Source organism: Dysgonomonas termitidis, assembly GCF_042654545.1.
GTDB lineage: Bacteria > Bacteroidota > Bacteroidia > Bacteroidales > Dysgonomonadaceae > Dysgonomonas > Dysgonomonas termitidis.
In genome coordinates this window covers 1-851 of record NZ_JBHSGN010000209.1, presented here as the reverse complement: position 1 = coordinate 851, position 851 = coordinate 1, and the positions used below count along the sequence as shown (strand labels likewise).

Genomic DNA, 851 nt, shown 5'->3' with positions numbered 1-851 from the left:
CCGGCTGGAAGCTCCTGTCAGCGGAATGCTTATAACAGCGCCGCAATTGGAGGCAGGTTCCACCCCGTCTCAATACCAGCCTACAGACGGGACGCTTTCCTATGTAGAAGATTACGGGGCCTGGTTTTCTAAAGGTGGTATCGGGGGTACGATACAAAATCCCCTGTTAAAGCTGAACAATGACGGCTCCATCAGTTCCCGCGACAACTCTTTTGTTATCAATCCCGACGGCACGGGACACTTTGCCTCGGGACGCTTTAAATGGACAAAAGATACGATAAGCCTGCAGGACGTAACGATCAAATGGGAGGACTTCGATCCGGAAGCGCAGGAAAACCTGTTGCCCAAGTCCGTAAGCCTGAGCGGTACGGATATATTCCATTATCCGGATAAACCTGAAGAGGCCTGCGATCCCGTGGAGATCACCATCTACGCCACTGAGCATAACTTTACAGGGACAACAAGGAAATGGCAGTACCTCTCCCCGGAATCAGTATGGAAAGAATTAGCAGGTAATAATAAGGATTTTATACAGGTATCGCCTACAGGCCATTACTGGGAGGGAAGGGATGTTTTATCCCTCCGCTATACAGCGACTTATAAAGACGAAGCATTTGAGGATATTTTCTCCATTTATAAACAATTTGACGGGCAAAGCGCGTATTCTATCTATATAAACTCTTCCAACGGTTCCGTATTTAGAAACGGAGCTGTCTCAACGCTATTGTCGGCAAGGGTATATAAAGGCAGTGAAGATGTGACCGGAAAAATACCGGATATGAATTTCAGGTGGATAAGGAGCAGTAAGGATATTGCCGGCGATGCTCTATGGAACAGCGTGGATCATACGG

At 47.7% G+C, this 851-nt stretch carries 1 pseudogene; it reads left to right on the top strand.

The features are described from left to right. A pseudogene (locus tag ACFO6W_RS26215) lies at positions 1–851 on the top strand (hypothetical protein); the annotation flags it as partial.